At 38.1% G+C, this 21,063-nt stretch carries 20 protein-coding genes, 2 tRNA genes, 1 other RNA gene and 1 other annotated feature; of the genes, 3 read left to right on the forward strand and 20 right to left on the reverse strand.

Features of this window, described 5'->3' with window-relative positions; translation table 11 throughout:
* Positions 1–411: 411 nt before the first annotated feature.
* The 7 genes from GH754_RS16715 to tadA all read right to left on the reverse strand — a co-directional run bounded on the left by GH754_RS16715 (position 412) and on the right by tadA (position 4,609).
* Positions 412–684: a pro-sigmaK processing inhibitor BofA family protein gene (locus tag GH754_RS16715; RefSeq protein WP_153729867.1), complete on the reverse strand. Its 273-nt coding sequence runs from the start codon at positions 682–684 to the stop codon at positions 412–414.
* A gap of 60 nt (positions 685–744) precedes the next feature.
* Positions 745–960 (reverse strand): YaaL family protein, encoded by a 216-nt coding sequence (locus tag GH754_RS16720; RefSeq protein WP_153729810.1) that lies wholly within the window; start codon positions 958–960, stop codon positions 745–747.
* A gap of 13 nt (positions 961–973) precedes the next feature.
* Complete coding sequence (recR, locus tag GH754_RS16725; protein ID WP_323742079.1) at positions 974–1,570, reverse strand: recombination mediator RecR; 597 nt, start codon at positions 1,568–1,570, stop codon at positions 974–976.
* Between the two features lie 11 nt (positions 1,571–1,581).
* Positions 1,582–1,902, reverse strand: a complete 321-nt coding sequence (locus GH754_RS16730) for a YbaB/EbfC family nucleoid-associated protein (RefSeq protein WP_153729811.1) — start codon at positions 1,900–1,902, stop codon at positions 1,582–1,584.
* 12 nt (positions 1,903–1,914) lie between these two features.
* Positions 1,915–3,612, reverse strand: coding sequence for a DNA polymerase III subunit gamma/tau (gene dnaX / locus GH754_RS16735; protein ID WP_153729812.1), 1,698 nt, complete (start codon positions 3,610–3,612; stop codon positions 1,915–1,917).
* A 169-nt stretch (positions 3,613–3,781) separates the two neighbouring features.
* An RNA gene (gene ffs / locus GH754_RS16740) (signal recognition particle sRNA large type) lies at positions 3,782–4,047 on the reverse strand.
* 97 nt (positions 4,048–4,144) lie between these two features.
* Positions 4,145–4,609, reverse strand: coding sequence for a tRNA adenosine(34) deaminase TadA (gene tadA, locus GH754_RS16745; RefSeq protein ID WP_153729813.1), 465 nt, complete (start codon positions 4,607–4,609; stop codon positions 4,145–4,147).
* 151 nt (positions 4,610–4,760) lie between these two features.
* Between tadA and GH754_RS16750 the strand changes: the two genes are divergently transcribed.
* A complete protein-coding gene (locus GH754_RS16750; protein ID WP_153729814.1) occupies positions 4,761–6,041 on the forward strand; it encodes a LysM peptidoglycan-binding domain-containing protein in 1,281 nt (426 codons plus the stop codon).
* A 37-nt stretch (positions 6,042–6,078) separates the two neighbouring features.
* Here the strand turns inward: GH754_RS16750 and GH754_RS16755 are convergent, their stop codons facing one another.
* From GH754_RS16755 to proC, 10 genes are all read right to left on the reverse strand, one after another.
* A complete protein-coding gene (locus tag GH754_RS16755; RefSeq protein WP_153729815.1) occupies positions 6,079–6,843 on the reverse strand; it encodes a DUF3891 family protein in 765 nt (254 codons plus the stop codon).
* 29 nt (positions 6,844–6,872) lie between these two features.
* A complete protein-coding gene (locus tag GH754_RS16760) occupies positions 6,873–8,189 on the reverse strand; it encodes a purine/pyrimidine permease (RefSeq protein WP_228550294.1) in 1,317 nt (438 codons plus the stop codon).
* 230 nt (positions 8,190–8,419) lie between these two features.
* A complete protein-coding gene (gene acsA, locus GH754_RS16765; protein ID WP_153729816.1) occupies positions 8,420–10,132 on the reverse strand; it encodes an acetate--CoA ligase in 1,713 nt (570 codons plus the stop codon).
* Between the two features lie 185 nt (positions 10,133–10,317).
* On the reverse strand, positions 10,318–10,815 hold the full coding sequence (locus tag GH754_RS19505) for a phage holin family protein (protein WP_194841392.1): 498 nt from the start codon (positions 10,813–10,815) through the stop codon (positions 10,318–10,320).
* 89 nt (positions 10,816–10,904) lie between these two features.
* Entirely contained in the window at positions 10,905–12,002 is a 1,098-nt protein-coding gene (locus tag GH754_RS16775; RefSeq protein ID WP_153729817.1) for a Ger(x)C family spore germination protein, read from the reverse strand.
* Complete coding sequence (locus GH754_RS16780; protein WP_194841393.1) at positions 11,999–13,093, reverse strand: GerAB/ArcD/ProY family transporter; 1,095 nt, start codon at positions 13,091–13,093, stop codon at positions 11,999–12,001. The genes GH754_RS16775 and GH754_RS16780 overlap by 4 nt, the downstream gene beginning before the upstream one ends.
* 16 nt (positions 13,094–13,109) lie before the next feature.
* On the reverse strand, positions 13,110–14,459 hold the full coding sequence (locus GH754_RS16785) for a spore germination protein (protein WP_153729819.1): 1,350 nt from the start codon (positions 14,457–14,459) through the stop codon (positions 13,110–13,112).
* Positions 14,460–14,552: 93 nt separating this feature from the next.
* On the reverse strand, positions 14,553–15,368 hold the full coding sequence (locus GH754_RS16790; RefSeq protein ID WP_153729820.1) for a Cof-type HAD-IIB family hydrolase: 816 nt from the start codon (positions 15,366–15,368) through the stop codon (positions 14,553–14,555).
* 151 nt (positions 15,369–15,519) lie between these two features.
* Positions 15,520–15,592, reverse strand: a tRNA-Arg gene (locus GH754_RS16795).
* Between the two features lie 99 nt (positions 15,593–15,691).
* Positions 15,692–16,525, reverse strand: a complete 834-nt coding sequence (gene proC, locus GH754_RS16800) for a pyrroline-5-carboxylate reductase (RefSeq protein WP_153729821.1) — start codon at positions 16,523–16,525, stop codon at positions 15,692–15,694.
* A 537-nt stretch (positions 16,526–17,062) separates the two neighbouring features.
* Between proC and GH754_RS16805 the strand changes: the two genes are divergently transcribed.
* Together GH754_RS16805 and GH754_RS16810 are read left to right on the forward strand one after the other, a co-directional pair.
* Positions 17,063–17,704 (forward strand): deoxynucleoside kinase, encoded by a 642-nt coding sequence (locus GH754_RS16805; protein ID WP_153729822.1) that lies wholly within the window; start codon positions 17,063–17,065, stop codon positions 17,702–17,704.
* Positions 17,704–18,393, forward strand: a complete 690-nt coding sequence (locus GH754_RS16810; RefSeq protein ID WP_153729870.1) for a deoxynucleoside kinase — start codon at positions 17,704–17,706, stop codon at positions 18,391–18,393. The genes GH754_RS16805 and GH754_RS16810 overlap by 1 nt, the downstream gene beginning before the upstream one ends.
* Positions 18,394–18,628: 235 nt before the next feature.
* Here GH754_RS16810 and GH754_RS16815 read toward each other — a convergent pair.
* From GH754_RS16815 to pdxT, 3 genes are all read right to left on the reverse strand, one after another.
* Positions 18,629–18,721 (reverse strand) — tRNA-Ser (locus tag GH754_RS16815).
* 128 nt (positions 18,722–18,849) lie between these two features.
* Entirely contained in the window at positions 18,850–20,124 is a 1,275-nt protein-coding gene (serS, locus tag GH754_RS16820; RefSeq protein ID WP_153729823.1) for a serine--tRNA ligase, read from the reverse strand.
* A gap of 60 nt (positions 20,125–20,184) precedes the next feature.
* Positions 20,185–20,407: a binding site (T-box leader), on the reverse strand.
* 57 nt (positions 20,408–20,464) lie between these two features.
* Positions 20,465–21,058 (reverse strand): pyridoxal 5'-phosphate synthase glutaminase subunit PdxT, encoded by a 594-nt coding sequence (gene pdxT, locus GH754_RS16825; RefSeq protein WP_153729824.1) that lies wholly within the window; start codon positions 21,056–21,058, stop codon positions 20,465–20,467.
* Positions 21,059–21,063 lie beyond the last annotated feature (5 nt).

Here is a 21,063-nt window from a genome sequence, read left to right on the forward strand (position 1 = left end):
AGCGTTCGTCCTGAGCCAAGATCAAACTCTCCAAAATAGTATTGGATGTTTAAAATCCAAAAAGCTCATAATTAAATCAAATTGCTATTAAAATAGCGAATTGACGTACTGGTTGGTTTGTTCAGTTTTCAAGGTTCGAACGATGTCGCCTCTCAAAACAGCGACTTTATTAATATAACAAATTATCATTTGGAAGTCAATGACTTTTTTAAAAATTTGTTTGTTTGCGCATCGCTTTTGATAGCGACAAAAACCATCTTATCATGGCTGTATATTATTTTCAACAACCAATTACTGGATAAAACATTTATTTATTTGCTGTGTGAAACACTGCGTTTTCAACAGCCAAATAAATATATCATGGTACATTTACTTTTGCAATACAATTGGGCTACTTTAAAGCAGCCCAATTTATGGAAGTAATATGAAATGGATTGCAAATAATGAAGCAACACCTGGTATGCCTAAGAACCCAGATATTACGGTAGTGAATAAATTAATTGGAATGTGCAGCCCGAAGTTAGCTCCAAATATGTTGATAAAGAAAAGTATAAGAGCTCCTATTAATACTTTGACAATCCCCTGTGATAGATATTGAAGACCCCGCATAGGCAACCCTTTTATTAAAATAAGCAAAATAACTGCCAGAATAACGCCTATAATTATATACGAATTCACATCCATAACCCCTTTCGCTTGTCCTACTAGTTTCATATTATGACAGCGAAAGTAGATTTAGAACTATTAGTGCATTCCTTTAACCTGACGATACCTCGCTTCTTTTAATAGAAAAAAATATTTTCCTTTTAAACAGGATTGTTCAACATCTGCCTGATCACTTAAGTCAATACGATTCTTCAATAAATCACTCATCGTATTCCATTCATTCTTTAAAACGCCAATTTTATAGATTAGCTCTTTATCCAATTCCTTTTTCTTCACTCTTTTTTTGCGAAACATTCCAATCACCACCTCACAGTTCTCTTCTACCTTCTAATGCCTTTGATAAGGTTACTTCATCTGCATATTCAAGATCTCCACCAACCGGGAGACCATGCGCAATACGTGTAATTTTAATCCCCGCTGGTTTTACAAGTCTAGAAATATACATAGCTGTAGCTTCCCCTTCTATATTAGGGTTGGTTGCTAATATTAGTTCCTGGACATTTTCATCCTTTAAACGGTTGATTAACGAAGCTACATTAATATCTTCAGGTCCAATACCATCCATTGGAGAAATAGCTCCATGAAGGACGTGATATTTTCCAGTGAAGTCCTTCATCTTTTCCATTGCAATCACATCTTTAGGATCTTGGACTACACAAATAACTGATTCATCTCTATGCTCATCCTGGCAAATTGCGCATGGATCTTGGTCTGTAATGTGGCCACAGATGGAGCAGTGTGTTAACTCTCTTTTAGCATTGGCGAGAGATTTCGCAAAGTCCAAAACATCGTCTTCCTTCATATTTAAAACAAAAAAGGCCAGGCGTACCGCCGTTTTTGGCCCTATTCCTGGCAATTTTGTAAAGCTATCGATTAATTTTGATATAGGTTCAGGATAGTACACGAAAAATCCCCCTAGAATCCTGGGATGTTCATACCTTTAGTGAATTGTCCCATGGTTTGATTTGTTTCATCTTCCACTTGTTTAATTACATCATTTACAGCGGCTAACACTAAATCTTGTAGCATTTCTACATCATCAGGGTCAACTGCTTCTTCTTTAATTTCAATGTCTACAATTTCCTTCTTTCCATTCGCTACAACTTTAACCATTCCTCCACCAGAGGTTGCTTCAAAACTTCTTTCATGTAGTTCCTCTTGAGCCTGCATCATCTTTTTTTGCATCTTTTGCATTTGTTTCATCATATTATTCATATTACCCATTCCACCACGCATTGTGATTCCTCCTTAATTATCTTGTATTTCTAATAAGTCATCGCCAACTAGTTTTCTCGCCTCTGTAATCAAAGGATCATCTTCGTCCTGATTTTGCGAGGACTCACCCTCAGTGTCATCCTGTTGACGTTGTTTCTTCACGTACTCCTCTCTAAGCCCCTTCCAATCCTCTTCAGGAATCGGAATAATAGTCACTTGTTTCCCAAGATAGCTAGATAGTTGGGATTCAATAACATCCTGATTTTCTAACATGAGGGAGCAGTGAATTTCATATTTAAATGAAAGCACTAGCGCCTCTTCTGAAGCTGCCCTAGGTTTACTGTTAATTAACTTAGCATATGCAGGAGGGCTGTCTTTCTTTAGTGAATCCATAAAGGAAGCCCAATGATTCGCAATATTTTTCAATTCCGTTTTGGATGCTTGATCCAACACATTACGAATCCTTTCAAATGGTATTCGATATTTCCGTCCATTACTAGATCGTCTAGGTGACCGTGTCTCTGCCTTCTTTTGATCAGCCGGCTGAGAAACTCCTGACTGTTTTAAAGCCTTCAGTTCTTTCTCAAGCTGTTCGAGTTTTTGAGTGACTTGTGGCGTGATTTGTGCAGCTGGTTTACTTTCGCTTTTCGTATCCGCAATATTTAACATTGCAATTTCAATAAACACCTTTGGGCTATTCGTCCAGCGCATTTCCTGTTGGCATTCATTCAGTTGCCTAATGGCAGATTGTACCCACTCTGAGTCACAGCTTTCTGTTAGCTTTTTAAAACGTTCATCCGGAATGGCTCTTTCCAAAAACTCACCCATTTCATTGGATGACTGATACAACAATAGGTCTCTCAAATAGTAAATCAAATCAAAAACGAGTCGACCTGAATCCTTTCCTTCTTCCAGAAATTCATCAATTAATTGAAGTGCACTTTTAACATTTTTCTCAAAAAGGGACTCTAAAACCTCTCCTAGTTTACTTTGAGACACAGACCCCGTTACGGCAAGTACATCCTGGGTTGTAACATGATTTTCTTCACTGTATGAAATAGCTTGATCGAGAAGACTTAACGCATCTCTCATTCCACCTTCAGCGGCAAGAGCTACGGTTTGCAAGGCTTCTTTATCTACTTCTACATTCTCAGCGTCCATAATGTTTTGTAATCGATCGACAATTGCCGCTTGAGATATGCGTTTAAAATCAAAGCGCTGGCAACGTGATATAATTGTGAGCGGTATTTTATGAGGCTCAGTAGTAGCCAGAATAAAAATTACATGCTGCGGGGGTTCTTCTAACGTTTTTAACAATGCATTAAAAGCTCCTGTTGATAGCATGTGAACCTCATCCACAATATAAACCTTATACTTAATGGAACTTGGTGCATATTTCACTTTATCCCGTATATCTCGGATATCATCGACACCATTATTTGATGCGGCATCAATTTCAATAACATCTGAAATGGTTCCATCTTGGATTCCACGACATGCTGAGCATTCACCGCATGGTTCTTTAACTGGAGAACGTTCGCAGTTTACGGCTTTAGCAAAAATTTTAGCTGCACTCGTTTTCCCTGTTCCTCTTGGACCAGAGAATAAATAGGCATGCGAAAACTTTTCTTTATAAATAGCATTTTGTAACGTTCTTGTTATATGAGATTGTCCGACTACATCTTCAAATGTTTTCGGTCGCCATACCCTGTACAATGCTTGATAGCTCATATCCACGTTCTCCTCCTGCGGTTTCCTTCTTTCATTATAACCGATAGAAATCCACCATTCAAAAACTATATTCGTTTTGTTTAACTTTTTCTCTATTCAACACTTACTAATCGGATTAGACAATAAAAAAACTCACCCTAAATTGGATGAGTTGTCTTATTATGTAACGCCGTGCACCTATCGTCGATGAAACATTCCTAAGCGTTACGCAAGCTCATAGCTCGACCCAGGCTATCCCGCGGCACACAGGAATGACCGCTTACTGCTGCTTCCTTCCGGACCTGACAGGGTTCACGGGTTCCCGTTGCGCAGGACCCAGGTGTCAACACTATTCACTTGCGGCAGACCTTAAAAATGTCCACCTCGGATAGGGATTCAGCCTCGCTATAGCGGATTGCGAGTGACAAGGCACCGCTACCTCCCCACCTAGCACGGCAAATCTGTTAACAATTATGATGTGCACAACGAATGTGCACTACTTAGTATAGCTACTTTAGAACAAAAATGCAATGGTTTGTTACTTCCAATTTTTTCAAGACTTTCGTTTTTGGTCTCTTAAACGCCGAAAAAAATCACTCAACAAGTTGCCACACTCCTCTTCCAATACACCTGGAACAAGGTCAACATAATGATTAAAACGAGAATCCTGAACCAAATTTAGTAACGAGCCACAACTTCCGGCTTTCGGATCATAGGCCCCAAACACAACAGTTGGGATACGAGCCTGCATGATTGCACCTGCACACATCGGGCAAGGTTCAAGCGTCACATATAAAATACACTCTTCTAGTCTCCAGCTATTTAGATGCTCATTTGCTTGTTCTATAGCCAAAAATTCCGCATGAGCTTTTGCCTTTTGTGAGCTTTCTCGTACATTATACGCTTTTCCAATAATCTCGTCATTTTTTACGATTACGGCGCCTATTGGTACTTCGTGTATTGATTCAGCCTTTTTCGCCTCTTCAATGGCCATTTTCATATATTTTTCATGTGTCATTCAATCACTTCTTTTTTTCATCAGTGTGTGTATTTTAACACATTTCCAAACGAAAAAAGAGATTTAATCAAGCTTGGCCATAGAATACTTCTATTTTATTGCCATAAATATGTAAGAGAGCAAACTATGGAAAAGAAAGGATGTCATCTTATTGATTATTTATGTAGTTAAAGCAGGGGAATCATTGTTTGATATTGCCCAGCGCTTTCAAGTTCCAATGGATCAAATTATTAATTTAAATGAACTTGACCAGCCTAGTCAGCTCGTTGTTGGGCAGGCACTCGTTATTCCATCTAATCAGTATAGGGTTCAGCCTGGGGAATCGTTATATGTGATTGGTCAAAAGTTTAATATTCCATATCAGCAGCTGGCTGAAGCCAATCAAATTCCTTTGGATGGAACTCTCCAAATAGGTCAAACCATTACACTTCCACAGCAACCTAAAGTAAGTAAGGAGTTTAATGCCTACGTGGAACCAACTGGTGGTGAAGTAAGTCCAGAATTAGAACAATCAGCCAGGTCAAAGGCACAATACTTAACCTATTTAGCCCCATTTAGTTATCAAATTAATCGTGACGGTACATTAGTTCCTCCTCCACTTAACCAATTTCCTCAAATTGCTTCTGATAATGGGGCCTTGTTAATGATGGTTTTAACTAATTTAGAGGAAGGGGAATTTAGCGACGAATTAGGAAGGATCATTGTCACTGACGAAAATTTTCAAGATCAATTTTTAAGCAATGTAATTGAAACAGCCAATAACGTTGGTTTCGGGGACATTCATTTCGATTTTGAATTTTTACCACCTGAGGTCAGAGAGGACTACAACAATTTCTTGAGGAAGGCAAAACAAAGATTATCTGAAGCTGGATTACTTTTATCAACTGCACTGGCTCCAAAAACATCAGCTGAACAGGAAGGTGCCTGGTATACAGCACATGATTACGCCGCTCATGGGGAAATAGTCGATTTTGTGGTTCTGATGACATATGAGTGGGGCTACAGTGGAGGACCCGCCATGGCTGTTTCACCAATTGGACCAGTAAGAGATGTAGTAGAATACGCTTTGTCGGTTATGCCTTCTGAAAAAATCTTTCTCGGGCAGAATTTATATGGTTATGATTGGACACTGCCATATGAGCCTGGTGGAGACTACGCTGAGGCCTTAAGTCCACAAGCTGCCATTCAGCGAGCTAGGGAAAATAATACAGAAATTCAATTCGATGAAGAAGCACAGGCGCCTTTTTATTTTTATAATGACCAAGAAGGGAATCGACATGAGGTTTGGTTTGAAGATGCCAGGTCTATTCAAGCAAAATTTGACTTGGTAAAGGAATTAAATTTACGAGGGATTAGTTATTGGAAATTAGGGCTTGCGTTTCCACAGAACTGGGTCTTACTAGATAACCAATTTAACGTTGTGAAAAGATAGAAGAGAGACGCCCCTTTATAACACAGCAAAGGGGCGTTTATTTTGGTTGTATTTGTATGTTCAAAAGTTCCTGTTTTGTTTCTTTATAAGCCTTTTCTAAACCCTTCCCCATCACTTTATCCTTGGAAAGTCGTTTATATGGAATATCTACTTCAAATGAGGTTGTGAACGGAAAAGGAGAAACAACCACCACATATTCATTTTCCCAATGAGCATGCATTCCATCCTCTGCAAAATTAAATTTTTGCCTAAAGCCATCCCGAAACCACGCAATTTCCTCTTCCTTTGTAGCTCCAGGTTTATTCATACACAAATACAATGATAAATCATCACAAAATTGAAGTAGCTTAAAATGAAAATCAACCGTATGAGCATCTTGAACCGCCTGATTTCGACTTGCAATCTCATTTCTTCTGTCGATTTCCTGGGAAATAAATGACTTTGTATATATATCTGTCGAATCTGCTGAAAAGAAGAATGTGTAATGCTTACTACATAAATAGGCAGCGTAGACTGATGTTTGTTGAATATCATTAATTCCCTTTTGATAACTTTTCACCTTATCCTCTAAAGGGTAATCCATAAAGGAATACGGCTTACCCGTTTCCTTATTCCACAATGGCTTTTTATCGATATCAAACCAAGCATAATCATGATTGGTAATGGCAAATTCTACTTCCGTTCGTAGTTTTTTCCCTAAAAAGTTGCCTGCTTTAAGGTGATTAGCTATTGCCCCGGAAATCTTACCATGCTCATGTTGTTCAATCATACAAAAGTCATTTTTGCCTTCTACAACAATCATGAAACAATCCCCCTATGTAAGAAGTGTTTCTATTTATACTTTCCATCTTTCGCTTGATCTTCCTTCCAAAGTTGTTCTAGCAAAATAATCAAAATCGTACCCATTAACAAGCCATTTCCAACTACATTCTGAATAATGCTTGGCATCCCTTGAAAGGTTTCTGATGGCATAAACATTAACCCAATCCCAAGTAAAAAGGTGATTCCTAAAATAGTCATTTTTCGTTGATCTAAGGTTTGACTCGTAATGTTTCCTAAACCAATTCCCATCAATTGCACAAAGGTTGCCAATAAGGCCGCATTAGCCACAGGAGAAGGAATCATCGATACAAAGCTTACTATTGGTGGAAATAACGATACAAAAACAAGTAGCAAGGACGCAAACATAAACGGTGACTTTCTTCTTTGGCCGGTTAACTCCATAAAACCAGAAGATGACGCTAAGGTTACGACGGCTACACTTGAAAATAAAGCAGATAAACCATGATTTATACCTAGTGTATAGCTTCCTTTATTCATCTGCTGCGGACGAAATGACGGTTCGCCTTTCAATACATACCCTGCCGCTCCTAAAGAAGCAACGATGTTAGACAATAAAATAATGGCAATAAAAAAGGCGATAGGAAGAGTCCCTATATCCCATTTTGGTAAACCCCATGCAAAAATTTCAGGAAATTGTACAAGAGGCATCGACTGTTCAACCGTTTCACGGCCACGAATGATCCAGTCCAAAATCCAACCGATACCAATCCCAATTAAAACTGCGTAGTTTTTCAGTGGTCCCCTCCAAAAGGTTGAAAATCCTAATACAAAGAAAAAGACAAAAAAAGCGATAAAAGCCGCATCTAGCTGGGCTACATTTTCATCGCCACTCATCCCGAGCATTCCCTCTAAAAAAGTACCACTTAATTGAATGGTAAGCATAAATAAAAAGGCACCAGTAACAAGTGGGGTGAAAATGGTAATCAATTTTTGCGATAAACGAAATACACCGAATATAACCAAAAATAATCCTGTTAATAGCATAGCTGTTTCTAGCACTTGTAAAGTTTCTCGTAAACTACTCCCATGTTGAAGAGCTGTTATAGCATAGATTGTAAATGTACTTATCCAAATACCAGCTGGTCCATCTGCTATCGGTAAGCGGTGTCCCATTAACCCTTGTAAAAAACATGCTAAACCGACTACAAAAAAGGTTCGTTGCATTAAACCTGATATCTCTATGAATGATAGTTCATAAACAGATCCGATAACAATCGGAATGGCTACTGAACTTGCTAATAGAAAAATAAACCATTGTAGTGTTTCTAGAGATATTCTCTGAAATGATTGCAGTTGTTGATTCAAAATGGTTCCACCCACCTTAAAAGTTTTACTATTCACTAGATTAAACGAACAGTTATAAGGATACAACCAATTGAATCTTTCGGAGATTTTTATTAGAAAAACACGAATTTCGCCATAAATGGCGAAATTCGATGTCTTTTCTTATACTTTAATCCGACTAATCTTAGACTTTCTTAAAGTGCAAGAAAAAGGGGTAGGTCCGAGTTGGAACCCTATCCCCATTTCTCAATTTATTCTTCTAAAGTAGATGTATCCCCTGTAGGAAGGCCAAGCTCCCAGGATTTTAGTAAACGACGCATGATCTTTCCGCTTCGTGTTTTTGGAATCGTATCCTTAATTTCAATTTCTCTAGGTGCAGCATGTGCACTTAGTCCCTTTTTCACAAATAGACGAATTTCCTCAAGTAATTCATCTGATTGCGAGTAGCCTTCACGAAGGGTAATAAATGCTTTAATAATTTCCCCACGCTCTGGATCTGGCTTTCCAATAACTCCTGCTTCCGCAACGGCAGGATGCTCAATTAGTTTACTTTCAACCTCAAATGGCCCTACACGTTCACCAGATGTGTTAATCACATCGTCTAAACGTCCTTGGAACCAGAAGTAGCCATCCTCATCCATATAGGCACTGTCTCCTGATACATACCAACCATTAATAAAATAGCTTTCATATTTTTCAGGACGCTTCCAAATTTGACGCATCATAGATGGCCAACCCTTTTTAATGGCAAGGTTCCCCATTTGTTTTGGTGGTAGCACATTCCCTTCATTATCTACAATTGCTGCTTCCACTCCTGGAATTGGTTTACCCATTGAACCGGGTTTAATAGGTAGACTAGGGAAATTACTGATCAACTGCGCACCTGTTTCAGTCATCCACCAGTTATCATGAATTCGCTTATCAAATGCCTCTAATCCCCAATGCACAACCTCAGGATTTAACGGCTCCCCAACACTTAGAATATGGCGCAATGAAGATAGGTCAAATTTATTTGCTACCTCACTACCTGCACTTAGTAGTTTACGGAAGGCAGTAGGAGCAGAATACCAAACGGTCACTTTATATTTTTCAAGAGTTCCATACCAATCCTCAGGTGTAAATCGTCCACCACGAATGACATTGGTTACTCCGTTTAACCAAGGAGCAAATATCCCATAACTTGTACCAGTTACCCAGCCTGGGTCTGCTGTACACCAATATACATCATCCTCTTTCAAGTCTAATACCCAGCGACCTGTAGCATACTGCTGAATCATTGCATTATGGACATGATAAACCCCTTTAGGCTTCCCTGTAGAACCTGATGTATAGTGAATGACCATTCCATCCTCTAAATCTACCCATTCGATTTCCAATTCATCTGAAGCTTGTTTCATTTCTTGTTCGAAATCGATGTACTGGTTCCCTTCACGCATTCCGCCGACCAGAACAATTTGTTTTAAATGCGGGAGTTTATCTTGAGGTACTCGATCTAACAATTCAGGTGTTGTAACTAACATTTTGGCTTCACTATCTTCTAGACGATCATGAACTGCCTGCTCCATAAAGGCCTCAAATAGTGGGCCTGCAATGGCACCAACCTTTAAAATACCAAGGAAACTCATATAAAATTCCGGACTTCTTGGCATAAAAAGAAATACGCGATCTCCCTTTTCTACATTATGCTTTTTCAAAACGTTTGCAAACTGATTACTCTTTTCCTTTAACTGTGCAAAGGTTAAGCTTTCTTCACGATCTGGTGAAGAATACAAGAGGGCAACCTTATCCTTTTTATTAGGATCCTCCGCATGTCTGTCAACGGCCTCATAAGCAATGTTAACCTTCCCTGTCGTATCCCAGCTAAATTGGTTGTTTATTTCTTTCCAGTCAAAATTCTTATACACTTGTTCATAGTCTTTTAAATTATGGTTTCCTTCTCTAGCTGCTATAGGTTTCATATGCATATTTCCCCACCCCTTATTTGTAATCGTTTTCAACATTTGTGTACCTGTATGGTACTACAAACTTATGCAACAATCACTATTTTTATTAAAATTTATAATATTTGGTTAATTACTATTTTACCTAAAAATAGAACAAATTTAAAGTAGCTATATGATTAACTATAGACTCAAAAAAAGAGGCAGAACTATATGTCTGCCTCTCCACTTACTGGAAGCTCTCTATCTTGGTTGTTTGACTTATTTGAAGGGTTTTCCTCGTTATTTTGACTACCATTACTATTTCCGTTTTGATTGGAGTTGGTTTCATTAGGATTTGGATCCTGTGGCTCCACATTGTTTTGATTATTGCCATTTGATTTCTTTTTTCGTCCTTTTCCTCTGATTGTATCAACTAGTAGTTTAATTTCACTCATTAACTGGCTTTTTCCAGATTTATTTCTTCCCTCTCGTGAATACTTAACACCTGCAAGTGTACCCACACTGTATAAGGCGTATTTCAACCCCTGCATTAGTACATCAAAATTAAGTCCTTTTAGTTTAAAAGCGGCAAATCCAATTCCTAACACAACAGCTACCAATGGGATATAACGATTACTTACTCTACTGGCTCGGCGAATTGCATAAAGGAGAAAGGTAAGAGCGACATATCCAGTAAACTCAACATTCATCAATTGTTCAAGCACGCCATTCACCCTCTCTTAAAAGCAAAGGTCGCTTCCTTTACATTCAATGCAGAGAGGGTTGCTTATGTGTATGTCATAGCCTAAACATTTTATTCAATTACACCTGTGCCTGTTATATTTGCCTTCACGTTAACATCAAATCGAATTTGGTCATAAATGTTTTGCCATTCTTTTACCTTTACATTTTCATCTCCACTATGATTGGCTCTATATCTTAGTCCAAACCCGAGGGGGTCATAGTGTGAATCCTGCAGCTTTTTAAATAAAGCTTCCGTTCGCTTTTTTACTACTTGTTCAACCAATTGATTGTATTGATCCATCTTCTCTTCTTTAATTTCTACCATTGATTCTTCTATATTACCCTTTATATTTACTTTATATTTAATAACTGGTTTTTGAGAATCTGTCGATAGGATTTGGTAGCTACTGCTCAATTGATCAATAGATAGAATAAAATGCTGCTTCACTCCCTGAATCTTAATGCTCACTTTGTCATATCCCCTGTTTAACAAATTAAACAACTCGGTTTCATCATCCTTTAAGGGAAGTGGCTTTTCACCTTTCTTAACTAAACACATAGTCATAATTGAAAAAATATCATCTTTGACTTCAATAATAGGTAAATACCCATCAATGCCTCTTTCCTCTAAGTTACGGCGAAAGTGAAAGAGATAATTGGTTGTAACATAGGGAGATTCAGTTCCCGTTTCACCAAAAAATAAAAATAATTCGTTTGAAGGTAATCGTTCTCCCTTTGGCTCATGTGCCAACACTTCTCTAGCTGTTGGCTTTCCTACGCCTATAAAAGCAATTTGCTGAATATCACGTCTTCTCGTAAACCAGTCCATGGTTTGGCCAATATCTCTTTCTAAAATTTTCTCACCCAACACAATTATTTTCATATGCCCAAAATCTAACTCATTGCTTGTTTTGGCTTTTATTCGACTTACAGCCTCTGCAATGGTACGCCCTGTTTCCGTAGCTAATTGAAAGTTTTTTCCTTGTTCATTTGCTTCAGAGCTAGGAAAAGCAATTTTCAAAATGACCTCATAATTTTTCTCATTTTCCTGTGATTGATCAATTCCCATGCTAACGACAAAGGAACGCTTATCTATATCCTTAAAGCCGCAGCTAGACAGGACTACTAATGTACATATCAACATGCATGTTTGAAAGAGGGTCTTCATTTACTTTTTGACCTCCTAACCGCATAAAGCAGCACACTACAGGAGATGGCGCCTACCAATAATAACAAGCTAAAATAAAACTTTGAGAAATCAAAAATGTGTACCTGACTAAATAAATATGGACTAGATATTGTAAATACGGAGAAAACCAATAAGATCATACTTGGAACCATGGCGATTCCCTTCCACTTTTTCTTCGGTAAAATGCTTTTTAAGGTTTCCACTCCTACGTGGCAAGTAATCGTTGCTGTACTTATTGAAATTCCAATATAAAGGAGAAGAAAAATAAATAATACTCGCTCAATAAATCCAAATTCCATTCGAATGGAATCTGCAGTCGAAAACCAAGGATAAATATAGTTTTCTGAACCATCCACCCCATTAAAACCAATCGGAATTAAAAAAGATGTAAAAATATTGACCGTTGCTAAGATTCCAAGCAGTAAAAATGGAATAAGCTTGAGTTTATTTACTTTTGGCTTTAGTACACGGTTATAAATGGAGATAAAATAAAAGCCAATCATTGAATAGGATGCAGCACCGATTGTACTAATAGAAGGCTTCTCAAAAGAATGTATAAAAACAACTTTTATGGCATCCCAACTTAATAATTGATTAAAATAGGCTTTAAAGAATATCGCTATAATAAGCGGAAGACTGATTAGTAGAACGATCTCTAGTGCATATAAGGTTTTTTCTGTTTTCATTAAGGCTCCAAAACTTACTAGAGCAAGAAAAACAGCACCGATTAAAAATGAGGGCATCTCTGGATTTATAAAAATATTGGTAATATCAATAAAGGACACGAGAATAAACCAAGCAGAGCAAAAATACAAGATCGCCACGAAAAATAGATAGGTAAAGGCAAACCACTTAGGAGTATAGGTAAGGACAATTTCTGGTTGCCCTTTACCAGGAAACTTTAACATAGAATTGGTGAAAATATAGAAATAGAACATCGTCAGTACAATAGCTATGACCAGTGCCATTACAGTCCCATTTAAGCGGTCTTGAATGAGGATACGAGGAACAAGGGCAACAACATTCGCCAGCATATAGAGAACAACTAAGTAGTAGAAATAGCGGCTCACCCTACTTCCTCCTCCCTTACGATTGTTGTTTGCTTTCTCCATAAAATAGTTTTAGATAAGGATGTCCAACACTGTCTAATGACACCAAATAATAAATGAGAGCTATCGTTCCAATGACAAGTCCAATTAGCCCCGTAAACGTTGTGAGAGCTAACAAAATATACTTCATCACTCTCATCGCAAAGCTCATTTCGTTAATTGGGATAATAAAATTGGAAATGGCAACTGCCGCCACAATGATAATCATAATATTCGATACTAATCCCGCTTCTGTTGCTGCTTGTCCTAATATCAACCCACCAACAGTTGTAGCCGTAGAACCTATCGTTTTAGGTAAACGAATAGATGCCTCGGTAAGCATTTCCATCATGAGTAACATGAACAGAACCTCTAGATAGGAAGGATACGGAACTGGTACTCGGCTCCCAGCAATGGAAAAAGCTAATTGAATCCGCAGAACCTCTGGATTATAAGACGTTACCCCTACATAAGCAGATGGTAGAAATAAACTGATTCCTAAGCCAAGATAACGAAGTGAGAGCAAAAACTTAGACACCCAATATGGCTGATAAAAATCCTCCATAGAACTCATAAAATCAAAAAAGACAGTCGGAGCAATTAACACGAACGGCAAGCCCTCAATCATGATAATAATCTTGCCTTGGGACAGATTATATGCAATGCGATCCGGACGCTCCGTAACTAGCATCGTAGGAAATAGTCGTTTTTTCTTATTGGTTAGTGCGCGGTGAAGCTCTCCCGCTGATTGAACTATGGGACGATTGGCTTTGTCTAATTTCTTTTGTACTTCTTCCACTACCTTAGCATCCACTTTTTCAGCATCATAAACCACGGCCACCTCAATATTGGATTTACTACCTATATTGGGAGCATTCTCAATTTTTAAGCTCTTTTCATGATATCGATGACGAATTAAATTGATATTGGTATTAATATCTTCGCTTAAAGCTTTTTGCGGGCCAATAATTGTGGTTTCAACACTTGCATCTAATACGGCTGTGTTTTCTTGATGCCTTAACCCTACTAGGTGTACCTCATCTTGAATCAACAGTACAACTGTACCATGAAGCATTTCCTTAATGGTTTCTTGTTCATCTACAAAGCTTTTATAGTAAGGCAGACTTTGAACGTAGCTTTCAAACTTTTCTAGATTGGCATACTCAAAAAAAGGTCGATAAAACAAATCATGAATTTGAGATTGATCGACAATGGTAGAAATATAAATGATTTCTGCTTTTTCTTTACCTGTATTCAAGGTTTGAAAATTAACATCTTGAGTTGATTTAAAATTACTCTCAATTAATGGTTTTACTCTTTCTACATCACTTTTCTTTTTTTGGAACAATAGTCCATTCCCCTTTGAGTGTTATTCCACGAACTTCCTTACATATAAAGTTTTCACTAAAGAGGAATGGTTATACAATTTAGACCCGATAAATCAATCTGTTACTTTATGTTGATTCGTAATGAGTCCTTGACTGAATAAATCATGGATAGCCTCATAAACATGTCTCACTTCATGGGAGGCATGTTGTTTCACTTTGTCTTCAGCCTGTGGCATGACATAACTATGTGGTGTGAGGTCAAACATAGAGATATCATTAAATGAATCGCCAATACAAGCAATCTCATTCGGTTCAATATGTAGCGAATCTAGAATAGCCTGAACCCCATTTCCTTTATTAATATGTTTCGGCATAATATCTAAGCAATGTGGATCAGAAATAAAGGTATCGACTTGCTCTGTAAATGGCTGAAGCTGCTTCTGTACCTGTTTTAGCGTTTCATTCTCTGCGTTTAAGGATATTTTGGATATTTCAAGTCCATTGTTAACCTTTTCTAAAATATGAGGATCCGCTATGATTGGGAAAAACAAGCGTGCGTCATCAATAGCATTTAACATCGACTCATCTTGGACAATGGCCTGATTTTCTGAAAAAAGGGTAACTTTAATATCGTCTATTTCCGTTAAAAATTGATATACATCCCTTACGATATCTGCGGAAAATATTTTCCCCATAAGTCTTTCTCCATTATTGGAATATACATAGGCACCATTTTGGCTAATACGATGACCTTTGTAGCCAATAATATCGAGAACTTCTTTGATTTCAACATCCATACGACCACTAGCTATCCCAACATCAACCCCATAATCAATCGCTTTACGAATAGCCTGTTTGTCTTTTTCTATGATTTCTTTATGATGAGTTAAAAGTGTTCCATCTAAATCGCTTATAATCATTTTTATCATCAAAATTCCTCCTAGTAGTACGTATAAGCACTATTAATAGTCTAAATAGTATTCTTGTTTTCATGCAAAAAGGGTTTATGATAGAGGAAAATAAAAAGGCCCAACATTCTTGGGCGTGAATGTTGGGCTAGAAAGCTTAATCATAAACAAACGGCCCCGACAGGATTCGAACCTGTGACGCACGGTTTAGGAAACCGACGCTCTATCCCCTGAGCTACGGAGCCAATAGAAACATCAACTATTATACAAAATATTACTCAAGTTGAAAAGGGGGCTTTAACACTTTAAAGCGTGTGGGGACAGACCCCACTTACGCTAAAGTGTTAAAGGGATGGGTTTCGTTGGTATGGACGACCAAGCTCTTGGGAACGCTCTGTGGCGCTTTTTACGCATTCAATTAGCGCTTCTTGGTAATTGTATTTTTGTAGCGTTTCAAGCCCAGCTTGTGTAGTGCCCCCAGGACTTGTAATTTTTTTACGTAAGTCTTCAGGTCGCTCATTAGTTGTTTTTAGCATTTCTGCTGCTCCTACAAGGGTCTGAACAATCAGCTCTTTAGAAACCTTTTCCTGTAGCCCTGCTTGCTTTGCTGCCGTTTCCATTGCTTCCACAAGATAGTAGATATAGGCAGGACCACTCCCAGAAATCCCTGTTACTGCGTGGAGATCATCCTCGTCTACCACGGTTGTCGTTCCTATGTTTGTAAATAATTGCTTTGCGGCTTCAACATGCTGTGGATAGGCATATTCCCCAGCAGCAATCGCCGTGGCCGAAAAGCCAATTGTAGCAGATGTATTTGGCATCGCTCGAATCACAGGTACGTTTTTCCCTAATTCTGCCGTTATAAAATCAGTAGAAATTCCCGCCAATACAGATACGACTAACTGATTTTCCTTAATTTCGTTTTTTACAGATTCAATCCCTTCTTTCACATCCTTAGGTTTCATCGATAAAATCACGATATCGGCATTCTTTACAACCTCTTTTTTGTCGGATGAGGTTACAACATTGTAGACATCCCTTAACCTGCTTAACCGCTCTTGATTTTCTTTATTGGTTACGTAAATTTGCTTCGGCTGTAAAAACCCTTTCCCTATAACGCCTGTAATAATGGCCTCAGCCATGGACCCAGCACCAATAAAGGCTACTTTCTTAAACATGTCACTTGCCTCCTGTTTTCATTTTTTATCAAAACCAAATTATATCCAACATAAAAACCCATTCCGCCTCATGCAATGAGCATAAGGACGGAATGGGTTATCCCGCGGTACCACCTTGTATTGACATTAAACACCCAGAGGCAATTCTCTGAGTCGTATAAAGTCCTCTCTAGACCCGATAACGCACGGTTGGCGATCAGGTTGAACACCCTGATAGCTCCCAGGTAGGTTTCAATAATGCCGAAGTGATGGAACCTTTCAGCCGATGAGTTCCAATCTCTTTCACCCGATTCATTATCTACTGGCCTGTTCATAGCCGATTCATATTGTTTTTAGTATTATGCAAGGTATTCGCAAATATGTCAATAGCTAATTATCTTAAAATTCAATTAATACATATTATGCAGTTAGGAAATGCTAATGTTTAAAAAAGAATTAACATTTTATTCTTATGACGTAATCTTGCTCGATGTGATAAAATATAACCTGTCTATTTTTTGTTAAAACTGTTACATGTTCTCGAAGGGAGCTTAAGTCATGGGACACATACCTTTCATCGCAGTTGAAGGTCCAATTGGTGTAGGAAAAACCTCGTTGGCAAAAGAAATAAATGCCCACTTCAACTTTCACCTTCTCAAAGAAATTGTTGAAGAAAATCCTTTCCTTGGAAAATTCTACGATAACATCGAGGAATGGAGCTTTCAAACGGAAATGTTTTTTCTATGTAATCGATATAAACAGCTTGAAGATATAGATACAAAATATTTACAGTACGGCATGCCTGTTGTTTCCGATTATCACATATCTAAAAATATGATATTTGCGAAACGAACCTTAAAGGACGACCAATATAAAAAGTATAGTCAAATTTATCAAATTCTGACAGAGGATATGCCAAAACCCAATGTCATGATTTACTTGCATGCCAGCTTAGATACTCTACTCAAAAGAATTGAGATTCGTGGTCGGGAATTAGAACAAAATATACAAGCCTCATATTTACAGCAGCTATCCCATGATTATGAATCCTTTATGCACCAATTTGAACTAGATCATCCCAATATTCCTGTCATTCGTTTTAATGGGGATGAACTTGATTTTGTAAATAATAAGGACGACTTACAATACGTCATCAAGAAAGTGGAAAATTCACTAAAAGAGGGGGAAGTCGTACGATGATGACATCGAGTACTAAACATACGATCCCAAATGATGCGGTAATTACCATAGCAGGTACAGTTGGAGTGGGGAAATCCACGATGACCAAAGCTTTAGCCAATGCGCTAAACTTTAAGACCTCCTTTGAAAAGGTAGATACCAATCCATATTTAGATCGATTTTATAATGATTTTGAACGTTGGAGCTTTCATCTTCAAATTTATTTCTTAGCAGAGCGTTTTAAAGAGCAAAAACGAATTTTTGAATATGGTGGAGGTTTTATTCAAGACCGCTCCATTTATGAGGATACGGGCATTTTTGCTAAGATGCACTACGAAAAAGGAACCATGTCAGAGGTAGACTATCAAACCTATAAAAGCTTGTTTGACTCGATGGTCATGACACCGTATTTCCCACATCCTGATTTACTTATTTATTTGGATGGGTCCTTTGATCATATATTAGAACGAATTCAAAAAAGAGGACGACCAATGGAAAAACAAACACCAATAGATTATTGGAAAGAAATGTATGACCGTTACCAAAACTGGATTAACAACTTTAATGCTTGTCCAGTCATGCGGATTAATATTGCGGATTATGACATTATTAATGATGAGTCCTCGATTGATCCAATTTTAGAAAGAATTGATCAGTTTATTCATCATTCAAGGAAGTTTACGACAAACCGTACACCGTCGCATTTATAAAGTTATGAAAAAAGCTGCCTAATTGGGCAGCTTTTTTGATGGGATGAATTTGTCGGGTTCTGGTGAGAGAGAGCAATTTGGGCTTTCTAGGTGCAATTAACAGATTTAATCGTCTAGGCCCCCTAATCTGGCCACAAAATAAAAATCCCTACAAACATAAAAAAATCGCTACATTGTCTGTAACGATTTTCCTTAAAGTCCGGTATATCTCCAATTTTTATACGCTGATATTATATGGCGGAGGAGGAGGGATTCGAACCCCCGCGGGCTTTGACACCCCTGTCGGTTTTCAAGACCGATCCCTTCAGCCAGACTTGGGTACTCCTCCTTGACTGACACTTGAATAATATAACACATGAATTTTTGATGTGCAAGCCATCATGGAAATGTTTAAGTTTTCTTACACTTATGTGGAGAAAGAGGAGGATAGACAATTCCCCCTCTAAAAGACCACATTTACTTAATGACCTCACGATTGCCCATATATGGACGTAACGCCTCAGGTACAACAATAGATCCGTCCTCTTGCTGATAGTTCTCAATAATAGCTGCCACGGTTCTACCAATCGCTAAACCAGACCCATTTAACGTATGAACATATTCTGGTTTCCCTTTAGCTTCACGACGGAAACGAATCTTAGCACGACGAGCCTGGAAATCCTCAAAGTTTGAACAAGAAGAGATTTCACGGTACGTATTTGAGCTTGGAATCCAAACTTCAATATCATACTTCTTTGCTGCCGTAAAACCGAGATCTCCTGTACACATGCTCATAACACGATAAGGTAATTTAAGGAGTTGAAGGACCTTTTCAGCATGGCCTGTTAGCTCTTCTAATACATCATAAGAATCCTCAGGTCTAACAAGCTGTACAAGCTCAATCTTGTTAAACTGGTGCTGACGGATTAATCCTCTCGTATCTCGTCCAGCAGAACCAGCCTCAGACCGGAAATTAGCACTAAAAGCAGCAAATTTTTTCGGTAAATCTTCCTCTGATAAAATTTCATCACGATGATAGTTGGTAACAGGAACCTCTGCTGTTGGAATTAAATAGTAATCCCAATCGGCAATTTTGAATAAATCCTCTTCAAACTTAGGTAGCTGTCCAGTACCAATAAGGCTATCCCGGTTCACCATGTATGGTGGCATTGCCTCTTCATAGCCATGTTCATCCACCTGTAGGTCCATCATAAAGTTTAATAATGCACGTTCTAATCTAGCTCCAAGCCCTTTATAAAAGGCAAAACGACTACCTGTAATCTTAGATGCTCGTTCAAAATCAATCATGCCTAAATCAACAGCAATATCCCAATGTGGCTTTGGTTCATGATCAAATTGTGGAACATCTCCCCACGTACGAACCTCCACATTGTCATCTTCACTTTCCCCAACTGGTACACTCTCATGAGGAATGTTCGGAATGGATAATAATAGTGTTTGTAAATTGTCTTCGATATCTTTTAACTCATTATCTAGACTTTTAATGCGTTCGCCCACTTGACGCATTTCTTGAATCATATGGTCTGCATCTTTTTTCTCTTTTTTTAATACGGAAATTTGCTTTGATACATCATTACGTTTTGCTTTTAATTCTTCACTTTCTGTAATGAGCTCACGACGACGTTTGTCCCATTCTTCAAATTTGCCTAAATCAGTTAAGTCTTCTCCGCGATACTTTAGCTTATCTTTCAGTTCAGCAAAATGCTCGCGTAAATATTTCATGTCTAACATATCTGTTTCCTCCTTAAAAGACTTTATTTAAGTACGAAAAAAACTCCCGTCCCTTTAACATAAAGGGACGAGAGTTATACTTTACCCGCGATACCACCCTAATTGAAGACAAATTTGTCCTCCAACTCGGTTACGATAACGGTGTAAACCGGACATACCTACTTAAAAGTGGTTCAGTATATCTGCTCAAGGATGGATTCACAGTAGGCTAACATCGGTTCCCAGCGTACACCGACTCTCTTTAGATAGCTTTCCTGCTACTAGTTCCTATCATAGCTTTATTCGATCTTGCTTGATTATGTCAAAGTCAATTTAGTTGATTTATAATATACCCTTTTTTCTATAAGGATGCAAGTTTTTTCTGACTTTGCTTCACCATATCCACAAAATGCTGGGTGAAACGATGGTCATCCGTTAGTTCTGGATGGAATGCACATGCTAAATAATGGTCCTGTTGAGCCGCTACAATTTTATCATAATACGTAGCTAATATCTCAACATCATCACCAGTTTCTAGAATATATGGTGCCCGAATAAAGACAGCATTAAACCCTTCTGCAATTCCTTTTAAGTCAATGTCTGCTTCAAAGCTTTCACGTTGACGGCCAAAAGCATTTCGTTCTGCTTTTATATCCATTAATTCTAAGTGACCTGTTGATATGCTACCAATTTCCTTAGCTAATAAAATTAAGCCTGCACATGTACCAAACATCGGTTTTCCAGATTGTCCAAAGTTTTTTAGGGCATCGAGAAAATCATATTTATCAATGAGACGTCTCATCGTTGTACTTTCTCCACCAGGTAATATCAGACCCTCTACTTCTTCTAGTTGTTCCTTCCGTTTGATCACAACGGCTTCTGCTCCACATGCCTCTAACGAACGCACATGTTCACGAACAGCTCCTTGTAAGCCAAGTACTCCAATTTTCGTCATGATGT

The organism is Salinibacillus xinjiangensis (assembly GCF_009649735.1).
GTDB lineage: Bacteria > Bacillota > Bacilli > Bacillales > Alkalibacillaceae > Salinibacillus > Salinibacillus xinjiangensis.